We start from the raw sequence: 24181 nt of genomic DNA, 5'->3' as shown, positions 1-24181 counted from the left end.
CCATGCTTTACGCGATTAGTTCTTTTCTGCTCTGGGGTTTGTTCCCGGTCTACTTCAAACTGTTGCAAGACATCAATTCATTTGAGATTGTGATGCAACGGATCTTCTGGTCACTGGTTTTTCTGGTGCTGGTATTGAGCTGGCGTCGCCAGTGGGCCTGGCTGGGCGAGGTCGCACGTCAGCCGCGCGTATTGCTCGGCTGTCTGGCCAGCGCCTTGCTGCTGTCGGCCAACTGGACCTTGTATGTATGGGCGGTCAATAGCGGTCGTATCGTCGATGCCAGTCTGGGTTATTTCATGAGCCCCTTGCTCAGTGTCCTGCTGGGCGCCGTGGTATTGAAGGAGCGGCTGCGTCCCTTGCAATGGCTGGCCGTCTTGATTGCACTCGGTGCCGTCTTGTGGATGACCTGGATGAACGGTGTTTTGCCCTGGGTTGGCTTGCTCATTGCCGCGACCTTCGGGGTATATGGTTTGTTGCGCAAGACGGCACCGCTGGGAGCCTTGCAGGGGCTGGCACTGGAAACCATCCTGCTATCACCGCTGGTGATCGGTGTCACGCTGGTGGGCGCCTTGCATGGCAGCAATGCATTTTTACAGGCGGCACCATCGAAGCAGTTGCTACTGATGCTATCGGGGCCGGTGACGGCCATCCCCTTGCTGTTGTTTGCCCGGGCCGCAAGGCAGATTCCCTTGTCGTTGCTGGGCTTGTTGCAGTATATGACACCGACCCTGCAACTATTGACGGGTGTGCTGATTTACCACGAAGCCTTCGATGGCATTCGCTTAACCGGATTCATGGTGATCTGGACCGCGCTGGCGGTATACTCACTGGAAGGGTTATGGCGTTTGTGGGTTGATAAATCTGACAAGCGTCGTCTGGCTCAATCCTGACGGCGATTGACTGGCCCGTCCCGATCTGGCTGCTACCGAATCGTATTCTTTCCTTTTTATTCTCATTATTGGCATCTACACATGGCTCAATACGTATTTACAATGAACCGCGTCGGCAAGATCGTGCCGCCCAAGCGGCAGATCCTCAAGGACATTTCGCTGTCCTTTTTCCCCGGCGCCAAGATCGGTGTGCTCGGCCTGAACGGCTCCGGTAAATCGACCCTGCTCAAGATCATGGCCGGCATCGACAAGGAAATCGAAGGCGAAGCCATTCCGATGCCGAACCTGAACATTGGTTATCTGCCGCAGGAACCACAGCTCGATGCCGAGAAGACCGTGCGTCAGGAAGTCGAGAGCGCACTCGGCGAAATATTCGAAGCGCAAGCCAAACTGGATGCTGTGTATGCCGCCTACGCGGAAGAAGACGCTGACTTCGACGCGCTGGCAACCGAGCAGGCACGTCTGGAAGCGATCATTTCTGCGTCCGATGGCAACAGCCTGAACCAGCAGCTCGAAATGGCAGCTGATGCCCTGCGTCTGCCGCCGTGGGATGCCAGGATCGGTGTGCTGTCCGGTGGTGAAAAACGCCGCGTGGCATTGTGCAAACTGCTGCTCTCCAAGCCCGACATGTTGCTGCTTGATGAGCCGACCAACCATCTGGATGCGGAATCGGTCGACTGGCTGGAGCAGTTCCTGCAACGCTTCCCCGGCACCGTGGTGGCGATTACCCATGATCGCTACTTCCTGGACAACGCTGCGGAATGGATTCTGGAACTGGACCGCGGTCACGGTATCCCCTGGAAGGGTAACTACAGCTCCTGGCTGGAACAGAAAGAAGCGCGTCTGAAGCAGGAAGAAGCCAGCGAATCGGCGCGTCAAAAGACCATCGCCAAGGAACTGGAATGGGTGCGACAAAACCCTAAGGGACGTCAGGCCAAGAGCAAGGCACGTCTATCGCGCTTTAATGAATTGTCAGAACACGAATACCAGAAGCGCAATGAAACCCAGGAAATCTTCATTCCTGTGGCCGAGCGTCTGGGCAATGAAGTGATTGAGTTCAAGAACCTGAGCAAGAGCTACGGTGATCGTCTGCTCATCGACAACCTGAATTTCAAGATTCCAGCCGGTGCTATCGTCGGTATCATCGGTCCTAACGGGGCCGGTAAGTCGACCTTGTTCCGCATGCTGGCTGGCCGTGAGCAGCCCGATAGCGGCGAACTGGTCCTGGGACCAACGGTGAAGATTTCGCTGGTCGATCAGTCGCGCGAAGATCTGGAAAACAAGAAGACCGTGTTTGAAGATGTTGCCAATGGTGCGGATATTCTGACCGTGGGCCGCTTTGAAATGCCCTCGCGTGCCTATCTGGGTCGTTTCAATTTCAAGGGTGGGGATCAGCAAAAGATCGTCGGTAATCTGTCCGGTGGTGAGCGTGGCCGTCTGCATCTGGCCAAGACACTGCTGCAAGGCGGCAACGTATTGCTGCTGGATGAACCGTCCAATGACCTCGACGTGGAAACCCTGCGTGCACTGGAAGATGCCTTGCTGGAGTTCGCCGGTACCGTGATGGTGATCAGCCATGATCGCTGGTTCCTGGACCGTATCGCGACCCATATCATCGCCTTCGAGGGTGATTCGCAAGTGAGCTTCTTTGACGGCAATTATCAGGAATATGAAGCCGACAAGAAGAAGCGTCTCGGTGAAGAAGGTGCCAAGCCTAAGCGTATCCGTTACAAGCCTGTGACACGCTAAACGGCACTGACGTTAGATCGTCGCAATCATCCTTACTATCACTGGTCACGCCGCAACAGCCGCAAGGCTGAACTGCTGCGTGGCCAGTGTTCCTTGGGCGTTGAAACTGCGCTCACTAAATTCCACTCCTTGTGCCGTGATCTTGACCACGCTGCTGGCGCGTGTTCCGTAATCGGGCGAACGGATGAAGGCGGCTGACAGCAGGCGCTCACGTTCGAGCGTGATACCGGTTTGGGGTAACAACGTATCAGGCGCTATTGTGTCGTCGGCCAGCAAGGACATCAGTGTCTCCGTATCGGCAGTTGGCTTTTGCCGCGATAGTGCCGCTGTGAGCCGGACCAACTTTGGCCATGGTGTATTGAAGCCGGCATTGGAAACACCCTGTATGCCCGGTTGCACAACAAAGCTGCGGGCTTGCCGACTTTCGAAACCAAGCAACTGCTGACCATCAAGCAGTAACAGGTTGAATGGGTTGTAGTCCTGCGCGTGGGGCGTCAGTTGGGCCAGATAGTCGGCTGCGCTGAGACTTCCCTCCAGAAAATCAGTCACCAGTTTGCCGCGTGATGGCGCATCGGCGCGCTGATGCAGCGGGTCGCGATAATTGGTCAGCGCCGCCAGTCGGCCATCCCGGCTGACACCGAGCCAGCTGCCACCGCCGTGCAGATCACGACCAGCCATGAACAAGCCATGCTGCCACCAGTGCAAGGGCTGAGTCGGGCGAACAAAAAATTCATCACGATTGGCCAGCAGGAGCAGCGGTTGCTGGCTATCAGGTTGCCAGTTCCAGGCGATCAGGCACATGGCAGTTCAGGCCGCTTGACGTTCATGCGCCAGCGTCGCTGGTGCCTTATCGAAGTCATGTCCCAGTTCGACACCCGCAGCGTGGCATAGATGAACCAGCACGGCAAAATGATGCACCGTATGGGAGGACAGGAAACAGAGCTCACGTCCCAGTGAGGTATTCGACATGATGCTCAGTTCACCCGCGGGACCTGTCTGCAGGCGGGTTGTCAGTGACGTCGCCAGGGAGGCTGCCGGACCGTGACTATGCATCAGCGTCTCAAAGCGCGTACGTAACGTCGTCAGCTTGGCCAGCGTGACTTGCGGTACGCTTTGCAAGGCCAGATCGCGCTCGCGGGCATCGTAATCAACCAGGCCGGAGGGAGAGTCCAGCGCCGCCAGCAATGCCGTGTAATGCTCAATGATGTGGCGCAGATGAGGCCCTACTGCCTGCGCATAGTTGAAGCCAGGATGCGCTTCGCGTTGCAGGCGGCCGATCAGCAGGATGGCGGCGTCAATCAGGCCGGCGTTATGTGCCCAGAGCGGGTTGGTGTCATTGTTGTGCATGATGGATGTCCACGGATGGTCAATCATTCGGAGTTGAAGAGGTTCAGTCGGTGCTCGGATAACGCGGTGTGAGTTCTTTTTCACGGCGATGCCAGCGCCTGAATTCAAGTAGGCTCAAGGGTTTGAAACCACGCTCCAGATTGGCACGGCCGATCTGGAATAGCAGTCGATACTGCTTCATCAGATCGCGCCAGGCCGTCCACAGGCTGGTGCTGCGATCCCAGATGTGGGTGCTTTCGGCACCAGCGCCATTGGCTTCAACGATGGTGAAGCCGCGACCATTTTGGACCTCGGCAAAGTCAGCGAAGCGGATGTCGTAACGACCAAAATAAAACTCCGGAATGCGCTGTGAGATGGCATCGAAACAGGCTTCCATTTCTGGCGTCACCATGTGGGTGCCGTTACGGAAGATCGCGCCACGGCTATGACTGCCGGCGAATGCCAGACGTATTGGTTCACCCGCAGCAGGGATGGTATCAAGACGCGCGGCATGCCGATGCAGATACAGATGCTGCAATTTGCCGGCGCGTGGATCAGCCAGGATCAGCTCGCGCAGACTACGCTGTCCATCGCCATAGACGTAAGGAAAATACTTCAGCGTGATCGACAGAATGCGACCACGTGCTTCGTGTGGCTGGCGGCAGTAGAAAATGCCAGCTTCTCCTTCGAACGGAATATAGCGCTGTAGCAGCAAGGTGGCACCGGCCGGGAAGTCCTGCAAGTACTGACGCAATGCGGCGACAGTGCGAATCAGTCGCACGCCGGCACCACGACAGCCCAGATCGGGTTTAGCTACCACCGGCAGGCTCAGGCCCTTTGCTGCCAGTTGTTCCAGTGCGAGCGTGGTCAGCGCTTGCCAGGCTTGCTCGGTGTCGGAGACTTCCGGACGTTCCAGTGTGATGAAAGGGGCCACCCACTCCGGTGTGTGTGCCATCGCCAGTTCCAGAATGGCAGCCTTGGATTCGCCAAAGAAGCCACCGCCGGGGAACGAAGGATTGGCAACTGTCGGCAGCAAGATGCCGCGATAGCGCGCCATTAACCACAGCGTGTACAGGAACACTGGCGGGTAGAACGCCCACATTGGCCAGAACTCGAAAAAGCTCAGCGGCGCGCCGCTCTGATCAAACGCAGGCATGCCCTGATGCGGTTGTTGTCCTTGCGCCATGGCATCCTGAACTGCTTGCTGCATCGCTGGTGGCATCACGGGATTCATGCTTTCTCCTTGACTTGAAACAGTGTTGGATGGATACGGCGCACTAGCTGCGTCAGCAGCACCAGCATCACGATCGGGATGGCGGCAGCCAGTGCCAGTGGCAGGTGCAGACTGTTGGCGATGGCGCGGCCGATGGTGGCGCTGATCCAGAACAAGGTGCTGGTCCAGAGCGTCACGGCCAACGTCACCCAGCCAATAAAAGCCACTACCGGGACCTTGACGGCACCGCAGACGGTGTAAGTTACCAACCGCAAGCCCGGAATTACGCGTGCCAGCAGCACGGCACTTCCAAGGCTGCTTTGCAGCTTGTGCAGTAACCATGGCCCGTGTGGCGTGAGATAGCGTCGCCGCAGCCATGGTAGATAGCGCGCCAGATAGCCGAGCCCATACAAGCCCAGATCCCCCAGTGCAATGCCACCGGCGACTGCTGCAAATACCAGTGGCCAGGAAAGCACGCCCTGCATGGCCAGCGCGGCACCGGCGGCGATGGCGAGGTCTTCCAGCAGGAAGGTTGTCAGTACCAGCACCACGACGATTAACCACGGCGCAGTCAGGCCTTGCAGTGCTGCCAGTACCAGCGCATGGCTGTTGTCCCAGAGCGCGTTCATGGTGCGTGACAGTCCGCATGGACTGCCCATTCAATGGCGGCGCGCACCTGTGGCTCTGCATTCCATGGCAGGAAGTGATTGAAGTCCTGCAGCGGTACCGTCTTGATACAGGCAGCACCACTCAGATGGGCCTGCATGTAGGCGACATTGGCAAAGGGCACCAGCGGGTCCTTGGTGCCGTGCACGATGATGGTCGGCGCGGTAATCTGCGGCAACAAGGGTTGCAGCGCTTCCAGCTCGCCCTTGAAGACCATCAATTCCTCGTTGGCGTTACGCATGGCGCGTGGCAACATCGCACTGACCGGCCAGTGTTGTCCGAGATATTGCAGCGGATTGATTTTTTCCTGAGCCGGGTCCAGTGCCGATGCCAGAAAGACGAGTGCGCGTACACGTTGCGGATGATCGGCCGCAACCTTGGCGACGACCGCACCGCCGAGTGAATGGCCAACCAGAACGACCGGGCTGCCATCTTGCGGGAACAGGGCGGTCACCGCAGCGGCTTGCAATGCCAGACTGGTGACAGCCTGTTCGGGCTCGCTACTGCCAAAACCAGGGCGATCCAGTGCAATCGATCGGGTGCCTGGAAGTGGTTCGAGCACATAGTCGGTCCAGCCCTCAGCCGAGCCCGGCGTACCGTGTACATAAATTACCGGCACACCGCTTGTTTCTGGTGAGTGCACGATACTGATTGCCTGGTTCAGTGGTGCGTCCACATGCACCGTACTGCGCAAGGCGGACAGCTGCTCTGACGACAGGCGCGGTGCTGGTGGCGCACAGCCAGCCAGTGTCATGACGACGGCGAGGACACCCATGATTCTGGTCGCAGTCATGGCCGTGATGCACGTAGGTGCGACAGCAGTGTCAGGACCGTATGCCGGCGCAGTACCAGGATCAGTACCGCCGAAATCCACACACCGCAGGCCAGCGCAAACAGTTCGCCACCGTCCAGACTACCATCGGCATTCCGTACCTGTACGCCCAGAGGGGTGAACAGATGGAAGAAGATCGCACCACTGATAACCGCCAGCCCGAGCGCGGCACCAGCCGTATGCAGCAGTGGCTTTTTCAGCAGCAGACCGGCCAGTAGCAGGGTCGATGCCAACAACTCGGCACAGCCCACGACATATTGACTGAAGATGCCGTGTGGCGAGAATAGTCCCGGCCAGCCGAGTGTGCCGCTCCAGACATCAAGAATGCCAAAGATATATTGTGTCTCCGGCGAGTTGGAGAATTTGTAGAACAAGGACTGAATAAAGACAAAGGCGATATAGCCGGTCAGCGCGATCAAGAGTAGTTGTTGCCGCCGTCCGGTCGGCATCGCGGAAGGAGTCGCTGACATCTGCAGGCTATCGGTATGTGATTTGGAGAGGGGTTTCATTTTTCGAGGACCTTAGGCCAGTGTTGGTCGGCAGCCTTGATCAAGGCGGGTGTGTTGGCTTCCCATTTCTTTTGCACGTCTTCGTCATAGTTCAGATAGAGCTTGTCGTTGACGATCTTCCAGCGCTGTGGATCCGCTGAGGCGGTGCTGTTCTGGGACACGGCCCAGGCGCAATAGCCACCATATTGCGGTGCGTAGTGTTCCGGATTGGCGATGAACAGGGCCAGATTCTCCGCACTTGCAAAGCGCCACTCGACACCTTGATAGATTGTCGTGAACTTTCGATCGCCTTTAACGGCCTGATGCTGAGTGAAATACGCCACGGTATCGTAGCCACTGACAGCAACCTTGCTGAACAATCCAGTGTAGACAGGCGCTTCGGCGGCACTGGCTGGTGCGCTCAAGGTGACGAGCGCACCTGTGGTGAGCAGCAAAGACAGCAGTAATGGTTTTAGTAAGTGCGTAAACATACTTTTCCTTTGCGAGCGATAAGGCTATATTTTCAAAAGGCGGCTTGCGCCGTGGTGTTGATAGTGAGTTCGTCGGGCAAGTTGATCCGGTTACACCGCGACGCAAAAATTGATAATATTTTTGTTGTGCACGTAACTTCTTTTGCCTGTAACGCGAATAACAGGGCAGGACGTTGCGCTGTGCAATGTTGTCCATAACCAATGGTGATGACCGATGAACGTATTCGGCGAATTGGCCCCACTTCATATAGGTACCAGCTATGTGGCGCGCATGGCGCGAGATGAAGCTGACTTGCGCGCTTGCCAGTCGCTGCGCTTTGTGGTGTTCAACAGCGAGCTCAATGAGGGATTGGCGTCTTCCTTTGAGACCTGTCTGGATCGCGATCTCTTTGATTCCGTATGCGACCATTTGCTGGTCGAGCATTGCCCCAGTGGAAAAATTGTAGGGACCTATCGTATGCAGTCCGGTGCGACGGCGCATGCGCAACACGGTTATTACTGCGCCCAGGAGTTTGCGTTTGATGTCTATGCGCCGTTACGGGCGCAAATCATAGAGCTCGGTCGTGCCTGTATTGCGCGTGAGCATCGCAATTTTCAGGTGCTGAGTTTGCTGTGGCGCGGGATTGCCGCGTATGCCCAGCAACGTGGTGGCCGCTACCTGATTGGCTGCAGCTCGCTGACCTCGCAGGATCCTGCCGACGGTGTGGCTGGCTTCAATCAACTGCAGCAATATCTGGCCCCGCCGGCTTTGCGTACGGCACCTACGCCTGCGTATGTCTGTCCGCTCGATGGTCCGGCGACGCCGGATCTGAAGCTACCCAAGCTGCTTTCTTCCTATCTGGCGCTGGGTGCCTGGATCTGCGGACCACCAGCGCTGGATCGGGCTTTCAAGACCATCGACTTTCTGACTTTGGTGGATTTGCAATCTCCGGACATGCAGCAGCGACGACGTCGTTTCGGTATTCCCTGAGTTGGCCTGCCCAACATGGACCGCTGCATGTCATATGCCACAGGGTTGCACCAGAGAACTTGTCAAAAGTGGATTGCCGGGATTATCGTAGCGGTATTGGATCAGCCTGGGAGTTTCTCTTGAAAATCACACATCTGGCGGCTGCTACCGTGGCGGCGTCTGTATTCCTGGTGGGCTGTGCCTCACAGGGCCAGATTACGCCGCTGGATAATGGCATTTACATGATCACCACCAAGGCTTTCTTTCTCGGCGTCAGTGCTACCGCAGATGGTGTCAACCAGGCACAGGCGTTCTGCCAGCAGCGTGGGAAACGCATGGAGTTGACCAATTCGCAGTCGGCCGATGCCGTACTGGGGCTTGTTCCAGCCCGCAGTGCGGTCATGTTCCGGTGCATTGATTAAGGAATTGGCTAAGCATCCAAAAACAGACCGCATCCGATCGATGGCGCGTCGTTTGCGGGCCGCCACAGGCAAGGATTGGATGGCGCAGGTAAAATAAGCGCCTTCCAGCTTTCACAAGAGGCTGGCTGTACGGTTCCGGCGCCATAGGTCGGGCCCCGTCACTGCTGTTGCGCACCGCTCTCCCTGCCCGTGCGCAGCAGTTGCAGATAACGATAATTTGACAAACTGCTCTGTGCGCGTACTCAGGCTTTCGCGGCTTGCAAGACGCGCCATCCACTTCTGATTATGCTTTCCACACTGACTCGTCTGTTCCCTGTCTGGGCTTTGCTGCTGTCCGCCGCAGCCTACTTTTCTCCCGCCACTTTCACGCCGATTGGTCCGCATGTCACCGGGCTGTTGACCCTGATCATGCTGAGCATGGGTGTCACCCTCACGCTGGAGGATTTCAAGCGCATTGTCAAACGTCCGGCACCGGTGGCTGCGGGTATCGTTTTGCACTATCTGGTCATGCCTCTGGCTGCCTGGGTCATCGCCAAACTGCTGCGCATGCCGCCGGATCTGACCGCTGGCATGGTACTGGTTGGCAGCGTGGCTAGCGGCACAGCCTCCAACGTGATGATTTACCTCTCGCGCGGTGACGTGGCGCTATCGATCACTATCTCGACGCTGTCGGCGCTGGTGAGCGTATTTGCGACCCCGTTGCTGACTGAGCTGTATGTCGATGCTTCGATTCATGTCGACGTCGGCGCAATGTTGATGAGCATCGTGCAGATCGTGGTGGTGCCGATTGTGCTGGGGCTGGTAGTCAATATTTTCTGCAGCAAACTGGTACGCCGCATTGAGCCGTATCTGTCGCTGGTGTCAATGGTTGCCATACTGTTGATCATTGCGGCGGTAGTTGCTGGCAGCCAGAGCCATATCGCCTCGGTTGGACTGGTCGTGCTGGTAGGCGTGATTCTGCATAATGCCACGGGTTTGCTGGGTGGCTACTGGGGTGGTCGTCTGCTGGGCTTTGATGAGTCTGTTTGCCGTACGCTGGCCATTGAAGTCGGTATGCAGAACTCTGGTCTTGCAGCGGCACTGGGCAAGCTCTACTTCACGCCGCTGGCAGCGTTACCGGGAGCCTTGTTCTCGGTCTGGCACAATTTGTCAGGCTCGTTACTGGCAGGTTTCTGGCGTGGTCGTCCACCACGCGCGCAAGATTCGGACCGCCTGGTGTAAGATCATCGGCCTGGAGCGGACTCTGGTCCGCTCTTTCTATTGTGACGTCGTATCGGTCAGTGGACCAAGGAGAAAGCATGGACAAGCGTAACTTCATTGCAGCGACATTATGTGGTCTCAGCAGCGTAGCGCTTGCAGCAGGCAAGGACGATGTCAGTAAGTCATGCGCTGCACCGGCAGGGCCGACCTTGCTCACCATCACTGGTGCCATCGGTGCCGGTAACAGAGGCGCACTTGATGCGGCACTGGATCAACTGATGGTCAAGCAGAAGTTGGTGTTTGAGCGGGCCCACGTCTTTGATTTTTCTACCCTGTCATCACTACCCCGCCAGACCATCAAGCCGACGCTTGAATATGACGAGCAGCAGCATCTGTTGCAAGGTCCGTTGATCAGTGATGTGCTGGCAGCGGCAGGTGCGGCCAATGCCAATAATATTCTGCTGCGCGCCATTGATGGCTATGTGGTGATGGTGTCGGCGGCCGATATTCGGCGCTACGGCTTCATCATCGCCACCCATCTGGACGGAAAACCACTGCCATTGGGTGGACTCGGACCGTTGTGGGCGGTGTACGATGCCGACCGCTTTCCAGAGATGATGGAGCGTCCGGTGAGTGCGCGCTTTGCACTATGCCCATGGGGTATTTACCACATTGAAGCGCGCCTCTGAGATGCGAGTCTAAGATGTTATGGCCTCAGACCCGGCACGGTAATGATTGTGCGGCTCAGATATGCAGCGCTGCCAGAATACCCAATGCCACGCTCACACCTGCAGCACTATAGGAAATTTTCTTGAGCCAGTTCTTGCGTGTCAGCAGGGTGATAGCTGCCATGGAAATCGCAATCTGGATCGCCGTCATGGCCTGTGCCCAACGATGGTGTGCATGCAGGTCGGCTTCCGACAACTCATCCCATTGCTTGGATTGTTCTTCCAACTCTTCTGCTTTCTTGCGGATCTCTTCCTTTTCCGACTTGTAGCGTTCGGCGGCGGCACTGTACTTGGCGGCATCCACGCCGGGAATCGTCATGGCCAGCTCGGCCAGATTCTGACGGCTGGATTTGGCCTGATAGTAATTCCACTGATTGGCCGCCTCGGTCTTTTTGATAGCCGCATTGTTCTTGTTCATGGCAGCACTACTTTCGGTAAAACCTGCCTGATAGCTGAATAGTGCGCCAATCGTTGCCATGATGGCGGTCATCACGGCAATCTTTCCAGCAAAGTTGTCACCCTCGTCATGGGCGTGCTGGGCAACATGTTCCAGATGGTGTTCATGCGGACTGGGGACTTCAAATTCTTCGGCCATGGTTCTTGTTCAGTGATGTCGATGATTGTCGGTTATACAATTATGCAGTTGGCGCTCAGTGCGCGCGTTATTTTAATGCGTAATACCCTGAATCAGCTAAATCGACTGCCGATCAGAAGCGCTGAGGTTTGCTACCATTGCTGTTTTATTGATCCGCGCTGCGCGCCATCACCTGAAGAGCATTCCCATGAGCAAGTTCTGGAGCCCCATTGTTAGCCGACTGACGCCTTACACTCCTGGCGAGCAGCCCAAGATCACTAACCTGATCAAGCTCAATACCAATGAAAACCCGTATGGCCCGTCGCCCTTGGCGGTGGCGGCCATGAGCCGTGAAATCGGCGCTGCCGGCGATAGCCTGCGGCTGTATCCGAATCCTGATGCAGAACCACTGAAGCAGGCGATTGCGCGCCGTCATGGCTTGTCGGTGGCGCAGGTATTTGTCGGTAATGGCTCCGACGAGGTACTGGCACATGCCTTTCAAGCCTTGCTCAGACAGGAGGCACCCATCCTCTTTCCGGATATCAGCTACAGTTTCTATCCGACGTATGCCGGTTTGTATGAGGTGGCTTATCAGACCGTGCCTTTGGCAGCAGACTTCACGATTCGCGTCGACGATTATCTCGGCCATGGCAAGGCCATCGGCGGCGTCATCTTCCCCAATCCGAATGCACCGACCGGTTGCTTACTGCCATTGGAGGCGGTCGAGAAGATCGTTGCCGGCAACCCGGAGCGAGTTGTGATTGTCGACGAAGCGTATGTTGACTTCGGTGGCGACAGTGCCATCGCGCTGGTCGACCGCTATCCGAATCTGCTGGTCGTACAGACCTTGTCGAAGTCACGTTCGCTGGCGGGTTTACGGGTTGGCTTTGCGGTTGGTCATGTTGACCTGATCAGCGCGCTGGAACGGGTCAAGAACAGTTTCAATTCCTATCCGCTGGATCGCCTGGCCATTGTCGCTGCGACAGCGGCGATGGAAGACGAAGACTATTTCGAGCAGACCCGGCAAGCGGTGATCACAACCCGCAATACCTTGGTGGCGGATCTCAGCAGTCTGGGCTTTGAGGTACTGCCCTCAGCCGCCAACTTCGTGTTTGCGCGTCACCCCGGGCACGATGCGGCTGCGCTGGCTGCGGCCTTGCGCAGTGATGGGATTATCGTGCGCCATTTCACCAGCGCACGTATCAATCAGTTCCTGCGTATCACAGTCGGTACCGACGCTGCCTGCGGCAGTCTGATTCAGTCATTGCGCAAGCACTTGTCCTGATCAGCGAGGCATTGTCGCTGTCACCGCGCCGGGTGGAAGCGGTTGCTGGCGCCATGCCAGCAATGCCCCCGCCAGCAGTGCCAGTGCTGAACATTGCAGCCCCTGCTGCAGGCCACCCAGATGATCGGCAATCCAGCCCACCATGCTGGGGCCGATGATCTGTCCCAGCGCGAAGACGATGGTGAAGGCGCTGATTCCCGCGGGCCAGCTGGCCGCCGGCAGATTGTGTCGCACCAGTGCCGTCGTTGAGGCCACTGCCGACAGAAATACACCGCCAAACAAGACTCCTGAGGCAAATACCACTAACGGTGCTGCGGTCAACGCGGGCAGCAGCGTCGCAATACTGAGCAAGCCATTGAGAATGGCAAGCGCCTGTCCACCCTTGAAGCGATCCAGCATCCCCGCCCAGAGCCGTGACGCTACCATCACCGCCAGACCGAGTGCGGTGTAGAACCAGTTGATCATGAGCGGCGACATGCCTTGTTCCTTGAGCAAGGCAATCACGAAGGTCATATAACCGATATAGCCCAGTCCGAAGAGGAAGTAAGCACCCAATCCGATCCCCAAGGTACTCCAGCGAAAATGTCCCTCGGCACGGCTTTGTGCCGGAGCCGAGGAAATGTTTCTGGCAGCCGGTGCCAGGCAGGCAGTCGCTAGCAGGCTCAGCACACCCATGGCGAGCCATGCCCATTGCCAGTGATGCGCGACGCCATGGGTTTGCGCGAGCGAGATGGTCAGTGGCACCAGCCACGCTGAAATCACAATGCCGATTCCGGTGCCGCCATAGAACAGCCCGAGTAGAAAACCGGCCCGCTGCGGATGCAGGGTGGCCAGTCTGGTAATCAGAATACCGCCGCAGACAAACACGAACGCACTGCTGATACCGCTGGCAACGCGCAGCAACAGCAGCACCGTGGTATCGATGAACAGGCCTGAACTGAGTACCAGCAAACTGGTTGCAAGTGCACCGGCGATCAGCAATGTCGATGCTGCCATGCGACGCGCCAGCGGTGGTGTCAGCAAGGCGCCGATCAGGTAACCCAATGCATTGCCGGTATTCATGCCTCCCGCAATCAGATAAGGCCAGCCGAGATCGGTGCGCATCGGCGTGAGTAACAGTGCGTACGAAAAGCGTGCCATACCGAGTGCGACCGCACTACCTAGCGATAGCGCGATTGCAGTCAGCAGGACGGAACAGGAATGAGGTGGTTTGTGCGAAGCTGAATTGCCGGACATGACCGCTAGTCTCCTCGGGGATCACATGTCGCCCGGTTGGGGTTGTGCATTCTGAGTGCTGATGTTTGCCTCAGAGTGTAGCGGATTGTTGTTCTTTCAGCAGGGGGCGAGTTAGTCGTGTGCTGTTTAGTCGATGCAGACCTGCAGGCAGGCTTCAACCACTTTCGGATCGAGACGGCTACCACTCAGACGCTTGATTTCCGTGACCGCGGCGTCGATGCCAAGGCTGGCACGATAGGGCCGATCCTGCGACATCGATTCGACAATATCCGCTACCGTGAGGATGCGAGACTCAAGCCTGATCTGATCGCCTTTCAACCCACGTGGATAGCCGGAACCATCCAGATATTCATGATGTGCATACGCAATTTCGGGAACCGGCAGGGTAAAGGAGATGCGATTGAGGATATCGTAGCTGGTCTGGGCATGACCGCGAATAAGCGCAAATTCTTCGTCGGTGAGACGACCGGGTTTGTTGAGCACAGCCAGGGGAATATCGACCTTGCCAATGTCGTGGACCAGCGCCGCCATGTTCAATGCTTCCAGTTGTTCGCCGCCCAGTCGTAGTTCATGGCCGATACGGATTGCCAGTTCGGCAACCCGACGTTCGTGCTCCGGTGTGTAATTGTCGATCAGCTGTTGCAGCGAGACCAGCGCATCAAGTGCTTCTCGTTGTAGCTGATGAGTAGAGATATCGAGGTCTGGCATGAAATTTTTTAGCAGCGTGGCTATTGTTGATTCGGCAACTGCAACGGGCGCAACGTATTTGCAACCTACATGCTCTTGAGTCTGTGGAACGACTTACATCAAGATACGAATCAGATGCGAGATAATGCCAGCTCGACGAAGTTTATTCCTCTACGCGCAGCATGACAACCAACATTACCGTGAATTCCCTCGACGTGCGCGCACGCTTACGTCAGCTTGCCATGCCGTTTCTATTTTTCTTGCTGGGCGTTTTATATGCCAGTTGGGCGGCTCGCATTCCCGCCATTCGAGATCGACTCGCACTGGATGCCGCCACACTGAGTATGGTCTTGTTGTGTAGCGGGATTGGTGCGGTTTGCTCGTTTCCACTGGCGGCCTGGCTCAATGCGCACTATGGCGCGCGTCATACGGCGTCGTATGCTGGATGGGCGCTTTTGCTTGTGCTGCCCTGTCTCGGCGCGGCGACAAATCTACCGCTATTGATGCTGGGTTGCTTTTGCTATGGCAGCGCAGCGAGCTGTTTTGATGTGGCCATTAATGCATTGGGTGCCGAGCACGAGAAGCAAGTTGGCCGCTCCATCATGTCAATGTTGCATGCCTGGTTTTGTGTGGGGACCTTCAGTGGAGCCTTGCTCGGGAGTGCGATGGCATCGGTGGAAATCGCGCCGTGGCAGCATTTTCTGGTGCTGAGTCTGCTGTTCGCACTGCCGTTGAAATTGTCGTACCAGCGCTTGCCCAATGATCGGCCGCATCATGATCCGCAACGCAAGGTCTTCGCAATTCCGCATGGTCATCTGGTAGCACTTGGCTTGATCGTCTTTTGTGGCGCTATCGTGGAGGGATCGATTTCGAACTGGAGCGGCATCTATATGAAGGATCACATGCATGCTGGCGATGGTGCGGCACCACTGTCTTACGCTGGTTTTGCCGGCATGATGCTGGTAGCAAGAATGCTCGGCGACCGTCTCAAGGAGCGCTGGGGGGCGCGCAGCATTGTTGGTTATGGCGCTTTGCTGGCGGCATTCGGTATCGCCATCGTTGTGCTGGCACCGAGTATTGTTGTCGCGGCGATTGGCTTCATGATCACTGGTGCCGGTGTGGCGATGGTGTTTCCCTTCGTATTCAGCGCCGCCGGTCGGCACGGCGCAATTGCACTGGCAGGCGTGGCGACCTTGGGTTACAGCGGTAGTCTGATTGGCCCTCCTGTGGTGGGAATACTGGCACAAGGTTTTGGTTTGCAGGCTGCGTTGTCGTTCATCGGTGTGCTGTGTGTGGCTGTCGCATTCGCCGCTAGTCGCGCTCGCTGGCTGGTATAGATTGCTATAGGTGGTAGGGGAAAGATCAACAAAAAACTCTGGAAAGAATAGGAATGCGTAATCTGGTTTTATTACCTGGCTTCATGTTGAATCAGGCCTTATGGGACGACATGCGTGACGATCTGGCGACGCTTGGGCAGTTGCATTTCGGCGATCTGCGGCGAGACAGTTCGTTGGCCGCCATGGCCGATCGGGTCTTGCAGGACGCGCCGGAGCAGTTTGTACTGGCCGGCTTTTCGATGGGTGGATTTGTGGCGCAGGCAATTGCGCTCAAGGCCCCGCATAGGGTGCGTGGGTTGGCGTTGCTCAACACGTCGTCACGTCCACAAACCGAGCAGGAATCTGCTGCCACGCTGGCGCAGCTGGCGTTGGCTGAGCGCACGCCATTCAAGGGCCTGACTTCGCGTGCACTGGCATCCTCGGTACATCCTTCGCGCGCGAGATAGTGTATTGCTGCAGCGCTTGCAGGCCATGGCACTGGACAATGGCAAGGAAGTATTTCTGCGTCAGCTGGCGACCTTGCGTGACGGCAGTTATGCAGCGCTGGAGAGGATTGCTTGCCCGACGCTGATTGTGGCCAGTGATGCGGACCGGCTACGCTCGGTAGAGGAGTCAGAAGAGATGGCCCGTCGTATCCCATCAGCACGTTTCGACATCGTGCGTGACTGCGGCCATATGACACCACTGGAAAAGCCGCAAGCGCTGTTTTTCATCCTGCGTAGCTGGATCGAGGAGACGGGACTGTAGCCGTGCATTCTGCAGTTGAAGCGAAACAATTTATGCAACGCAAGTGAATCAAGCATTCCTGCTGCGTCCATCAATAGACTCAGCAGGGCTCAGCGCTCTTGACTAGTGCCGTCAAGCTCAACGGTCATGCGGGATTTTGTTGTCTACGTCTTCAGCTTGCTGGGAGTCGACGGTGCGACTGAATTGATCCTGACGCGGCGGTTGCACAGCATCAGTGGTATGGAGGCGCTCAATGTTGGCGCTGCTGCTGGTGATGTCCTGGGCCGGGTGGGCTTTGGCTTCGGTTCTTGGATGGCGATCTTTACGGGTGCGTAGAAAGCTGGTCATCATATCCTCACTTTGTAGAGTTTAGGGACAAGATAAGACCAACCTGAATGAAAGAAGTGCCATCAATTGTGATGCATTTGCAAACTAAATCGGTGGCTGCAGCGAACTCGCGACACCACCGATGTCTGTGACTTACAGTGCCAGACGCTGGCGTGCAGCAACATACTCGCGCTCCAGGCGCGCCACCATTTCGGCGACTGTCGGCACATCATCCATCAGACCGACACCTTGACCTGCACCCCAGATATCGCGCCAGGCCTTGGCCTTGGTATCGCCGCCAGAGCCAAAATTCATTTTGCTCTTGTCAGCTTCCGGCAGATTGTCCGGATCCAGTCCGGCATTGACGATGGATTTCTTCAGATAGTTGCCATGCACGCCGGTAAACAGATTGGTGTACACCACGTCGGCTGCGCTGGACTCGACGATTGCCTGACGATACTCGTCATTCACGTTGGCTTCCTGTGTAGCCAGCCAGCGCGAACCGATATAGGCTAGATCAGCGCCCATGGCCTGTGCCGACAAGATCGCATCACCGGTTGCAATAGCGCCGGACAGCACAATCGGGCCATTGAAGAATTTACGTACTTCACCCACCAGTGCAAACGGTGACAGCGCACCGGCATGGCCGCCGGCACCTGCTGCGACCAGAATCAAACCATCTACACCGGCTTCGAGCGCCTTTTGTGCATGCCGTATGGAGATCACGTCGTGCAGCACGATCCCGCCATAGCTGTGGATAGCATCCAGCATTTCACGCGGTGGTGCACGCAGACTGGAGATGATGATCGGAACCTGGTGTTTGACACAAACCTCAACATCATGGGCCAGGCGATCGTTGGATTGATGCACGATCTGATTGACGGCAATCGGACCGATCACCGCATCCGGATGCGCCGCCTTGTGTGCCGCCAGTTCTGCCTGCAATTGTGTCAGCCAGACATCAAGCTGCTCGGCAGGACGTGCGTTCAGTGCGGGAAAAGAACCAACAATACCAGCCTTGCATTGCGCGGCCACCAGAGCAGGGCCGCTGGCGATGAACATCGGCGAGGCGATCACGGGAATACGAAGCTGTTGCAGAACTGCAGGCAGGGTCATGATGAATGTCTCGTTGTTGTAGGAAGTCCGCTGATTATAGGATAAATACGGCTAAAAATATTACGATCGTGCTTTTCTTGTTGTTTCTTCAGACTGCGTCGCACTAGATTGGTGTTTTTCATACGAATTCGTATTATCTTTAACTCTAAAAACAAGGAAAAACGACTGTTCCCGATGCCAGCTCTGCCTTGGCATACGATTTGCGTGATGCAGGCATGAACATGTTTTGTCGCAAGAAGCAGCAAGTAACCTAAGGGGAAGAAAATGGACAATCTGACAAATATTTTTGCCGTCTGCGGGATGGCAGTGGTGATTGTGCTGGCTGCTGGATTGCACAGCCGTTACCTGCGTGGCCGGCTCAAGAAAATTCGGGCCCGCAGCGCGCTCTATCATAGTGCGCACAATCGCCATTCACATTGATAGATCCGAACAAGGCGCCACACTGGCACCGTGTTCGATACGACCAGAAAGTTGCTCTGACGTCAGCTTTGACGTTTAGCGGCAATTGCGTTGCCTGCGCGGCTGCTACTCTTGCGCCCCAGTTGTTGCGAGATGAACTGACCGGCGTCTACCACCAGGTCGAGATCGACACCAGTCGCGATACCCAGGCCCTGCATCATGTACAGCACATCTTCGGTGGCCACATTGCCGGTAGCACCGCGGGCATAAGGACAACCGCCCAGTCCGGCGACTGACGCATGATAGATCGTGATACCGACTTCCAGACTGGCGTAGATATTGGCCAGTGCCTGCCCGTAGGTGTCATGAAAGTGGCCTGACAAGCCGGTGATGGGGAATACCCTGGCCGCCGTTTCCATGACAGGTGCGACTTTATTCGGGGTGGCTACACCGATGGTGTCGGCAATGTCGATTTCGTCACAGCCCAGATCCTGCAAGCGAGTCACCACATCAGTGATGGCTGCAAGAGGTACCTCGCCCTGATAAGGACAGCCGAAGGCGCAACTGACGGCAGCACGCAAGCGCTTGCCATGCTGTTTGGCGGCGGCGGCCACTTCACTGAAACGTGCAATGGATTCGGCAATCGAGCAATTGATGTTCTTGTGCGAAAACGCTTCCGAAGCAGCGGCAAAGATCACCACCTCATCCACACCCGCAGCCAATGCCGCATCAAATCCCTTCATGTTCGGTGTCAATGCCGAGTAGATGACACCTTCCCGACGCTGGATCCCTTGCATGACGTCGGTCGAGGTCGCCATTTGCGGCACCCATTTGGGCGACACAAACGAGGCCGCTTCGATATTGACAAAGCCGGCAGCGGTGAGTCTGTTGACGAGTTCAATCTTGACCGCCGCAGAGATGGTTTGCTGTTCATTTTGCAAACCGTCCCGAGGGCCAACTTCAACGATTTTGACTTGTTTGGGAAAGCGCATGACAGTGTCTCCTCTATCCTGATTTTATATTGCACTGGCGACCAGTGCGATGTCGGCGACGGTCGCTCCGGTCATGGATTGTAGTTGCTGCGCCGTCAGATTGAAGACGGCATGCGGATGACCGGCAGCAGCCCAGATGCTGTCGAACTTGAACAGATCCTGATCCAGCAACATGACAGGTTTGACCGCATGTCCAATGGGCGAAACACCGCCGATGACGTAACCGGTTTTCTCACGCACGAAACGGGCATCGGCTTTGCCGAGAGCGCCAACGTATGCAGCCACCTTGGTTTCATCAACGCGATTGCTGCCGCTGGCAATCACCAGTACCGGCGTCTCATCAGAGAGGCGGCGAAAGATGATCGACTTGGCAATCTCGGCGACGCTACAGCCTAAACCGGCTGCTGCTTCAGCGGCCGTGCGCCCAGCTTCAGACAACATCACCACCGGGCGATCATGCTGCAGCGCGGCCAGCAGATCGGCGACGCGCTGGGCAGCTTCGGGCAGGGTAGAAGAGGTTTGATGCATTATTCATGTCCAGATAGTTAGTAACCGAGGCGGCGATCCACCAGCCCGGCAACAGGAAGGCCCTGTTGCAGCGCCTGCAGCTTTTTGGCAATCTGTTGTGCCGCAATGCTGCGTACCGTTAGTGCCGAGATATGTGGAGTGATCGTGATCCGTGTATCACTCCAGAATGGATGCGCCGGCTCCAGCGGTTCGTGCGCAAAGACATCCAGCGTGGCACCCGCCAGTTGCCCTTGCTCCAGCAAGGGCAGCAGATCTGCTTCCACCAGATGCCCGCCGCGTGCCAGATTGATCAGATAGGCGCCACGTGGCAACTGCGACAGCGTCGTGCGATTAAGGATACCAGTGGTCTCCGGCGTCAGTGGCAGCATGCAGATCAAAACGCGCGAGCGCTGCAAGAAGGCCGGCAATTGTTCGGCACCGGCAAAACTGTTCATTCCCGGAACGTCCTTACTGGCGCGACTCCAGCCATGTACCGTAAAGCCAAAGTGCTGCAGGCTAGCGGCAATGCGCTGCCCCAGCAAGCCCATGCCGAGTATGCCGACACCAAAATCTTCCTTCTCAAACGGTTCCAGTGGCAGCCATTGGCCTTGTCGTGCCTGTTGTTCGTACTGGTCGAGCCGTCGGTAATAGCGCAAGGTTGCCTGTGTCGCAAATTCGGCCATTTGCTCCGCCATGCCGCCATCATCGATACGGATCAGCGGCAAGTCATCTGGTACTACACCGAGTTGCAAAATCGCATCCACACCAGCGCCAAGATTGAACACAGCCTTCAGTTCCGGGTGTGCGGCCAGCATCGCAGCGGGCGGCTTCCAGACGATCGCATAATCGGCTGAGCGGGTGTCACCAGCTTCCCAAGGTGCGATTTCGGCAGCAGGCAGTGCGCTGCGCAAGGCGTGCAACCAGGCGTCCTGATTGCTGGTGTCGGCGGAATAAAACAGGATGCGCATAGGAAGGTGGGATGGAGATAAAAAAATTATTTTACCCGCAAGCACTAACCCGCGTTTAGCAAGTGCGTTGCCGAACGGGCTGCTGCACCTGCCTTGATCAGTTGATTGCTGGCCCAGTCCGCCAGCGCCTCGGCGCTACTGTGGAAGAATTGCTGGTTGCATAAGGCTAGCAAAGGTGTTTCAGTCATCAGTGCAGGCAGGCTATCGAGCGATATTGCCTGTCGTTCCAGCAGCAGGAATTTTAGGATGACTTTGACGGCATTCTGCGCATTGCGTAACGGATCGCTACGTAAATAGTCCAGCCGGGTACGCGCCCGTGCCAGCGCTGCTGCGACATCGGTGAACGGTGCGCCATGGCCGGGAATCACGAGTCGTACATCCAGTGTCGCAATCAGATCCAGTGTCGCCGCGACTTCAGGGAAGCCGGACTCGCCTTCGAGCTCCGGGAAAATCACGCCAAAGCCGTTTCGCCACAGCGCATCGGCCGAGATCAGCAGTCGTTCAGGTGCACAGTAAAAAATCAGCGAATGTGGATCATGACCGGGCGCGGCGAGTGCCTGCCATGATAGATCGCCCAGCATCAGCGTCGCACCGTCTTCAATCCCGGCATCAAATCCAAAACGCGGGCATTGCTGCCCGGTTGCCTGAAAACTGAGTGCGTTTTCGTCCCAGCGACTAACCTTATCGGTCTCTCCTGCCGGGATACTGGTGTGACAGCCAAAGCGTGCCTGTAGCATAGCGTTGCCACCGCAATGATCTGAGTGCAAGTGCGTGTTGAACAAGCGGTTCAGTTGCACCGGCCGTTGTCGTGATTGCAGGCTGTGCTCAATCAACGAAATGGTTTGCGCAGCGTGCGTCACGTAGCCGCTGTCGACCAGTGCTGTCTCGTCACGACCAAGGAACAGAATATTATTGGCCGACAGCCAGCCACGCTCAAGCACGTGAACGCTGGCTGGCAGTGCATGGGGATTGGCTGGCATGGTGCTGGAACCGTCCGATCTTGGCGCTTATGTCCGCGTAAAGCCGAGCAGCTGGGTACCTTCAGCCACCTGGTCACCGATCTTATAGAGCAAGGTATCGATGACTCCATCTGCTGGGGCGTTAATAGTGTGCTCCATTTTCATCGCTTCCATGATCAGTAGCGGCGTACCTTGCTTGACCTCTTGTCCGGCAGTGACCAAAAGCGCCACGATCTTGCCCGGCATCGGCGCAGTCAGTCGGCCACCCTCAGCCTCACTTTGCCCTGCATGCGCCAATGGATCTTCCCAGCGCAAGACGTGCTGGCGACCTTGATGGAACACATGCAAGTCATCTTCCAGACGCACGACATGTCCTTTGATCTGCTGATCATCGAGTGTAATCGACCATGCTGAATCATCGTGCTGGTTCAGCGACAAGTGATAGCTCTGATCCGCAGCGTGCAGTACCCAGCGACGATCATCGAGATACTCCACCGTCAACGGATAGACGCTGGCCTCATCTGACAGCGGTAGTTGACGTACCAGACGGCTGTTCATCCGCCAGCCAGTTGATTGTGCCCAGGGTTCGTTCGATGTGGCACGCTCCTGCGTCAGCAGCGCACAGACTGCCAATGCGAGCGTGGCAAGACTAGCCGCTTGTGGCGACGGGAACAGCGCATCGTGGTGACGTGCAATCAACCCGGTATCGAGATCAGCACTGGCGAAGGCATGGCCACTGATCAGTCGTTGCAAGAAGGTAATATTGGTGGCCAGCCCGACGATACGATACTGCGCCAGCGCTGCCGCCATGTTGGCCAGCGCAGTCTGTCGGTCAGCTCCCCAGACGATCAGTTTGGCGATCATCGGGTCATAGAACGGCGAAATGGCATCGCCCTCACGTACGCCGGAATCGATTCTGACGGCTGCCTTGGTCAGGCCCGGCGCGTGGGAATGGACGACAAATTCGACCGCAGAGGGCGTATGCAGAGTGTGCAGACGACCGATCGCGGGCAAGAAGCCTTTCTCCGGGTTTTCAGCATAAATACGTGCTTCAATGGCATGGCCGTCAATGTGCAACTGCTCCTGCCGCAGTGGCAGATTTTGTCCGCTGGCCACTCGCAGTTGCCACTCCACCAGATCAAGTCCGGTAATCATTTCCGTCACTGGGTGCTCTACCTGCAGCCGGGTATTCATTTCCATGAAATAGAAGTCGCCGCGATCGGCACTGCCATCGTCGGCACTGCAATCGACGATGAATTCCACCGTACCGGCACCAACATAGCCAACCGCTCTGGCAGCGGCTACAGCCGCTTCCCCCATGGCTTGACGCCGACTGGCACCGAGGCCGGGTGCCGGGGCTTCTTCCAGCACTTTCTGGTGGCGTCGTTGCACCGAGCAATCACGTTCGAACAGGTGAACGGTATTTCCTTGCTGATCGGCAAAGACCTGAATTTCTACATGTCGCGGACGGGTCAGGTACTTTTCCACCAAGACCTTATCATCACCAAAGCTATTGCTGGCTTCACGTTTGCAGGAAGCCAGTGCCGCCTTGAAATCATCGGCATGCTCCACGATGCGCATACCTTTGCCACCGCCACCGGCACTGGCCTTGAGCAAGACCGGGTAGCCGATACGGTTGGCTTCCTGTTGCAGCAGTTCGGCATCCTGATTGTCGCCGTGGTAGCCCGGCACCAGTGGCACACCGGCTTGTGCCATCAATGCCTTGGCTGCTGATTTAGATCCCATGGCAGTAATGGCGCTAGCGGGTGGGCCGATGAAGATCAGACCGGCGTCGGCGCAGGCCTGAGCGAAGCTAGCGTTTTCTGACAGGAAGCCATACCCCGGATGAATCGCCTGAGCGCCGGTGGCGAGCGCAACGGCAATGATTTTTTCGGCTTGCAGGTAACTTTCACGTGCCGCAGCGGGACCGATCAGGATGGCCTCGTCGCAGGCAGTGACGTGCTTGGCACCGGCATCGGCTTCGGAATAAACGGCGACTGTTTTGATTCCCATGCGGCGTGCAGTCGCTGCGACCCGGCAGGCGATTTCACCGCGATTGGCAATCAGTATTTTTTCGAACATGATGTCTCCTCAGGGACGGCTGTTGCGTTTTT

At 56.8% G+C, this 24181-nt stretch carries 26 protein-coding genes and 1 pseudogene; 11 read left to right on the top strand and 16 right to left on the bottom strand.

What is annotated here, in order from left to right; genetic code table 11:
• Positions 1-2 precede the first annotated feature (2 nt).
• Together rarD and ettA are read left to right on the top strand one after the other, a co-directional pair.
• Positions 3-890 carry an EamA family transporter RarD gene (gene rarD, locus FHW66_RS14235; RefSeq protein ID WP_183380473.1) on the top strand — a complete coding sequence of 296 codons (888 nt, stop codon included), beginning with the start codon at positions 3-5 and terminating at the stop codon, positions 888-890.
• A gap of 81 nt (positions 891-971) precedes the next feature.
• On the top strand, positions 972-2639 hold the full coding sequence (gene ettA, locus FHW66_RS14230; RefSeq protein ID WP_183380472.1) for an energy-dependent translational throttle protein EttA: 1668 nt from the start codon (positions 972-974) through the stop codon (positions 2637-2639).
• Between the two features lie 45 nt (positions 2640-2684).
• Here ettA and FHW66_RS14225 read toward each other — a convergent pair whose 3' ends face one another.
• Genes FHW66_RS14225 through FHW66_RS14195 form a run of 7 tightly spaced genes read right to left on the bottom strand, consistent with a single transcriptional unit; the run spans position 2685 to position 7655 of the window.
• The gene (locus tag FHW66_RS14225; RefSeq protein WP_183380471.1) at positions 2685-3440 is read right to left on the bottom strand and encodes an NRDE family protein; all 756 of its coding nucleotides are present in this window, start codon (positions 3438-3440) and stop codon (positions 2685-2687) included.
• 6 nt (positions 3441-3446) lie between these two features.
• Entirely contained in the window at positions 3447-3986 is a 540-nt protein-coding gene (locus FHW66_RS14220; protein ID WP_183380470.1) for a hypothetical protein, read from the bottom strand.
• A 43-nt stretch (positions 3987-4029) separates the two neighbouring features.
• Complete coding sequence (locus FHW66_RS14215; RefSeq protein WP_221197007.1) at positions 4030-5199, bottom strand: hypothetical protein; 1170 nt, start codon at positions 5197-5199, stop codon at positions 4030-4032.
• Positions 5196-5807 (bottom strand): VTT domain-containing protein, encoded by a 612-nt coding sequence (locus tag FHW66_RS14210; protein WP_183380469.1) that lies wholly within the window; start codon positions 5805-5807, stop codon positions 5196-5198. The genes FHW66_RS14215 and FHW66_RS14210 overlap by 4 nt, the downstream gene beginning before the upstream one ends.
• Positions 5804-6637, bottom strand: coding sequence for an alpha/beta fold hydrolase (locus FHW66_RS14205; RefSeq protein WP_183380468.1), 834 nt, complete (start codon positions 6635-6637; stop codon positions 5804-5806). The genes FHW66_RS14210 and FHW66_RS14205 overlap by 4 nt, the downstream gene beginning before the upstream one ends.
• The gene (locus tag FHW66_RS14200; protein WP_255458974.1) at positions 6634-7185 is read right to left on the bottom strand and encodes a hypothetical protein; all 552 of its coding nucleotides are present in this window, start codon (positions 7183-7185) and stop codon (positions 6634-6636) included. Before FHW66_RS14200 ends, FHW66_RS14205 begins: the two co-directional genes overlap by 4 nt.
• On the bottom strand, positions 7182-7655 hold the full coding sequence (locus tag FHW66_RS14195) for a YHS domain-containing (seleno)protein (protein ID WP_183380467.1): 474 nt from the start codon (positions 7653-7655) through the stop codon (positions 7182-7184). Before FHW66_RS14195 ends, FHW66_RS14200 begins: the two co-directional genes overlap by 4 nt.
• Before the next feature lie 214 nt (positions 7656-7869).
• On the opposite strand from FHW66_RS14195, the gene FHW66_RS14190 reads away from it, so the two are divergent.
• The 4 genes from FHW66_RS14190 to FHW66_RS14175 all read left to right on the top strand — a co-directional run bounded on the left by FHW66_RS14190 (position 7870) and on the right by FHW66_RS14175 (position 10915).
• On the top strand, positions 7870-8625 hold the full coding sequence (locus tag FHW66_RS14190; RefSeq protein WP_221197006.1) for a GNAT family N-acetyltransferase: 756 nt from the start codon (positions 7870-7872) through the stop codon (positions 8623-8625).
• A 119-nt stretch (positions 8626-8744) separates the two neighbouring features.
• Complete coding sequence (locus tag FHW66_RS14185) at positions 8745-9026, top strand: hypothetical protein (protein WP_183380466.1); 282 nt, start codon at positions 8745-8747, stop codon at positions 9024-9026.
• 285 nt (positions 9027-9311) lie between these two features.
• On the top strand, positions 9312-10247 hold the full coding sequence (locus tag FHW66_RS14180) for a bile acid:sodium symporter family protein (RefSeq protein ID WP_183380465.1): 936 nt from the start codon (positions 9312-9314) through the stop codon (positions 10245-10247).
• Positions 10248-10324: 77 nt separating this feature from the next.
• On the top strand, positions 10325-10915 hold the full coding sequence (locus FHW66_RS14175; protein WP_183380464.1) for a molybdopterin-dependent oxidoreductase: 591 nt from the start codon (positions 10325-10327) through the stop codon (positions 10913-10915).
• Positions 10916-10970: 55 nt separating this feature from the next.
• Here the strand turns inward: FHW66_RS14175 and FHW66_RS14170 are convergent, their stop codons facing one another.
• A complete protein-coding gene (locus FHW66_RS14170) occupies positions 10971-11549 on the bottom strand; it encodes a DUF4337 domain-containing protein (protein ID WP_183380463.1) in 579 nt (192 codons plus the stop codon).
• A 187-nt stretch (positions 11550-11736) separates the two neighbouring features.
• Here FHW66_RS14170 and hisC point away from each other — a divergent pair, with 187 nt between their 5' ends.
• Positions 11737-12813, top strand: a complete 1077-nt coding sequence (hisC, locus tag FHW66_RS14165) for a histidinol-phosphate transaminase (protein WP_183380462.1) — start codon at positions 11737-11739, stop codon at positions 12811-12813.
• On the opposite strand, the gene FHW66_RS14160 is transcribed toward hisC, so the two are convergent.
• The gene (locus FHW66_RS14160) at positions 12814-14049 is read right to left on the bottom strand and encodes a YbfB/YjiJ family MFS transporter (RefSeq protein WP_183380461.1); all 1236 of its coding nucleotides are present in this window, start codon (positions 14047-14049) and stop codon (positions 12814-12816) included. It abuts the gene before it with no gap.
• A 126-nt stretch (positions 14050-14175) separates the two neighbouring features.
• Positions 14176-14757, bottom strand: a complete 582-nt coding sequence (locus FHW66_RS14155) for an HD-GYP domain-containing protein (RefSeq protein ID WP_183380460.1) — start codon at positions 14755-14757, stop codon at positions 14176-14178.
• A 161-nt stretch (positions 14758-14918) separates the two neighbouring features.
• On the opposite strand from FHW66_RS14155, the gene FHW66_RS14150 reads away from it, so the two are divergent.
• The 3 genes and pseudogenes from FHW66_RS14150 (at position 14919) to FHW66_RS14140 (ending at position 17135) form a co-directional block, all read left to right on the top strand.
• Positions 14919-16073 carry an MFS transporter gene (locus tag FHW66_RS14150; protein WP_183380459.1) on the top strand — a complete coding sequence of 385 codons (1155 nt, stop codon included), beginning with the start codon at positions 14919-14921 and terminating at the stop codon, positions 16071-16073.
• A gap of 53 nt (positions 16074-16126) precedes the next feature.
• Positions 16127-16820, top strand: a pseudogene (locus tag FHW66_RS14145) (alpha/beta fold hydrolase).
• 126 nt (positions 16821-16946) lie between these two features.
• Complete coding sequence (locus FHW66_RS14140; protein ID WP_183380458.1) at positions 16947-17135, top strand: hypothetical protein; 189 nt, start codon at positions 16947-16949, stop codon at positions 17133-17135.
• Between the two features lie 144 nt (positions 17136-17279).
• Here the strand turns inward: FHW66_RS14140 and FHW66_RS14135 are convergent, their stop codons facing one another.
• The gene (locus tag FHW66_RS14135) at positions 17280-18242 is read right to left on the bottom strand and encodes a nitronate monooxygenase family protein (RefSeq protein WP_183380457.1); all 963 of its coding nucleotides are present in this window, start codon (positions 18240-18242) and stop codon (positions 17280-17282) included.
• 264 nt (positions 18243-18506) lie between these two features.
• Here FHW66_RS14135 and FHW66_RS14130 point away from each other — a divergent pair, with 264 nt between their 5' ends.
• A complete protein-coding gene (locus FHW66_RS14130) occupies positions 18507-18662 on the top strand; it encodes a hypothetical protein (RefSeq protein WP_183380456.1) in 156 nt (51 codons plus the stop codon).
• Positions 18663-18724: 62 nt separating this feature from the next.
• Here FHW66_RS14130 and FHW66_RS14125 read toward each other — a convergent pair whose 3' ends face one another.
• The 5 genes from FHW66_RS14125 to FHW66_RS14105 are packed head-to-tail and all read right to left on the bottom strand — an operon-like array spanning position 18725 to position 24149.
• A complete protein-coding gene (locus tag FHW66_RS14125; RefSeq protein ID WP_183380455.1) occupies positions 18725-19633 on the bottom strand; it encodes a hydroxymethylglutaryl-CoA lyase in 909 nt (302 codons plus the stop codon).
• A gap of 24 nt (positions 19634-19657) precedes the next feature.
• A complete protein-coding gene (locus FHW66_RS14120) occupies positions 19658-20161 on the bottom strand; it encodes a YbaK/EbsC family protein (RefSeq protein WP_183380454.1) in 504 nt (167 codons plus the stop codon).
• A 17-nt stretch (positions 20162-20178) separates the two neighbouring features.
• The gene (locus FHW66_RS14115) at positions 20179-21108 is read right to left on the bottom strand and encodes a glyoxylate/hydroxypyruvate reductase A (RefSeq protein WP_183380453.1); all 930 of its coding nucleotides are present in this window, start codon (positions 21106-21108) and stop codon (positions 20179-20181) included.
• A gap of 44 nt (positions 21109-21152) precedes the next feature.
• Complete coding sequence (locus tag FHW66_RS14110) at positions 21153-22088, bottom strand: MBL fold metallo-hydrolase (RefSeq protein WP_183380452.1); 936 nt, start codon at positions 22086-22088, stop codon at positions 21153-21155.
• A 27-nt stretch (positions 22089-22115) separates the two neighbouring features.
• Positions 22116-24149 carry an acetyl/propionyl/methylcrotonyl-CoA carboxylase subunit alpha gene (locus tag FHW66_RS14105; RefSeq protein ID WP_183380451.1) on the bottom strand — a complete coding sequence of 678 codons (2034 nt, stop codon included), beginning with the start codon at positions 24147-24149 and terminating at the stop codon, positions 22116-22118.
• Positions 24150-24181 lie beyond the last annotated feature (32 nt).

It is taken from the genome of Herbaspirillum sp. Sphag64 (genome assembly GCF_014192645.1).
GTDB lineage: Bacteria > Pseudomonadota > Gammaproteobacteria > Burkholderiales > Burkholderiaceae_D > Herbaspirillum.
The sequence above is the reverse complement of the archived record's forward strand: the minus strand, read 5'-3'. Positions and strand labels throughout refer to the sequence as shown.

What these genes read in the sequence shown, in the direction of transcription:
- rarD (WP_183380473.1), top strand. Translation starts at nt 3, where the DNA reads ATGCTTTACGCGATTAGTTCTTTTCTGCTCTGGGGTTTGTTCCCGGTC.
- ettA (WP_183380472.1), top strand. Translation starts at nt 972, where the DNA reads ATGGCTCAATACGTATTTACAATGAACCGCGTCGGCAAGATCGTGCCG.
- FHW66_RS14225 (WP_183380471.1), bottom strand. Translation starts at nt 3,440, where the DNA reads ATGTGCCTGATCGCCTGGAACTGGCAACCTGATAGCCAGCAACCGCTG.
- FHW66_RS14220 (WP_183380470.1), bottom strand. Translation starts at nt 3,986, where the DNA reads ATGCACAACAATGACACCAACCCGCTCTGGGCACATAACGCCGGCCTG.
- FHW66_RS14215 (WP_221197007.1), bottom strand. Translation starts at nt 5,199, where the DNA reads ATGAATCCCGTGATGCCACCAGCGATGCAGCAAGCAGTTCAGGATGCC.
- FHW66_RS14210 (WP_183380469.1), bottom strand. Translation starts at nt 5,807, where the DNA reads ATGAACGCGCTCTGGGACAACAGCCATGCGCTGGTACTGGCAGCACTG.
- FHW66_RS14205 (WP_183380468.1), bottom strand. Translation starts at nt 6,637, where the DNA reads ATGACTGCGACCAGAATCATGGGTGTCCTCGCCGTCGTCATGACACTG.
- FHW66_RS14200 (WP_255458974.1), bottom strand. Translation starts at nt 7,185, where the DNA reads ATGAAACCCCTCTCCAAATCACATACCGATAGCCTGCAGATGTCAGCG.
- FHW66_RS14195 (WP_183380467.1), bottom strand. Translation starts at nt 7,655, where the DNA reads ATGTTTACGCACTTACTAAAACCATTACTGCTGTCTTTGCTGCTCACC.
- FHW66_RS14190 (WP_221197006.1), top strand. Translation starts at nt 7,870, where the DNA reads ATGAACGTATTCGGCGAATTGGCCCCACTTCATATAGGTACCAGCTAT.
- FHW66_RS14180 (WP_183380465.1), top strand. Translation starts at nt 9,312, where the DNA reads ATGCTTTCCACACTGACTCGTCTGTTCCCTGTCTGGGCTTTGCTGCTG.
- FHW66_RS14175 (WP_183380464.1), top strand. Translation starts at nt 10,325, where the DNA reads ATGGACAAGCGTAACTTCATTGCAGCGACATTATGTGGTCTCAGCAGC.
- FHW66_RS14170 (WP_183380463.1), bottom strand. Translation starts at nt 11,549, where the DNA reads ATGGCCGAAGAATTTGAAGTCCCCAGTCCGCATGAACACCATCTGGAA.
- hisC (WP_183380462.1), top strand. Translation starts at nt 11,737, where the DNA reads ATGAGCAAGTTCTGGAGCCCCATTGTTAGCCGACTGACGCCTTACACT.
- FHW66_RS14160 (WP_183380461.1), bottom strand. Translation starts at nt 14,049, where the DNA reads ATGTCCGGCAATTCAGCTTCGCACAAACCACCTCATTCCTGTTCCGTC.
- FHW66_RS14155 (WP_183380460.1), bottom strand. Translation starts at nt 14,757, where the DNA reads ATGCCAGACCTCGATATCTCTACTCATCAGCTACAACGAGAAGCACTT.
- FHW66_RS14150 (WP_183380459.1), top strand. Translation starts at nt 14,919, where the DNA reads ATGACAACCAACATTACCGTGAATTCCCTCGACGTGCGCGCACGCTTA.
- FHW66_RS14140 (WP_183380458.1), top strand. Translation starts at nt 16,947, where the DNA reads ATGCGGGATTTTGTTGTCTACGTCTTCAGCTTGCTGGGAGTCGACGGT.
- FHW66_RS14135 (WP_183380457.1), bottom strand. Translation starts at nt 18,242, where the DNA reads ATGACCCTGCCTGCAGTTCTGCAACAGCTTCGTATTCCCGTGATCGCC.
- FHW66_RS14130 (WP_183380456.1), top strand. Translation starts at nt 18,507, where the DNA reads ATGGACAATCTGACAAATATTTTTGCCGTCTGCGGGATGGCAGTGGTG.
- FHW66_RS14125 (WP_183380455.1), bottom strand. Translation starts at nt 19,633, where the DNA reads ATGCGCTTTCCCAAACAAGTCAAAATCGTTGAAGTTGGCCCTCGGGAC.
- FHW66_RS14120 (WP_183380454.1), bottom strand. Translation starts at nt 20,161, where the DNA reads ATGCATCAAACCTCTTCTACCCTGCCCGAAGCTGCCCAGCGCGTCGCC.
- FHW66_RS14115 (WP_183380453.1), bottom strand. Translation starts at nt 21,108, where the DNA reads ATGCGCATCCTGTTTTATTCCGCCGACACCAGCAATCAGGACGCCTGG.
- FHW66_RS14110 (WP_183380452.1), bottom strand. Translation starts at nt 22,088, where the DNA reads ATGCCAGCCAATCCCCATGCACTGCCAGCCAGCGTTCACGTGCTTGAG.
- FHW66_RS14105 (WP_183380451.1), bottom strand. Translation starts at nt 24,149, where the DNA reads ATGTTCGAAAAAATACTGATTGCCAATCGCGGTGAAATCGCCTGCCGG.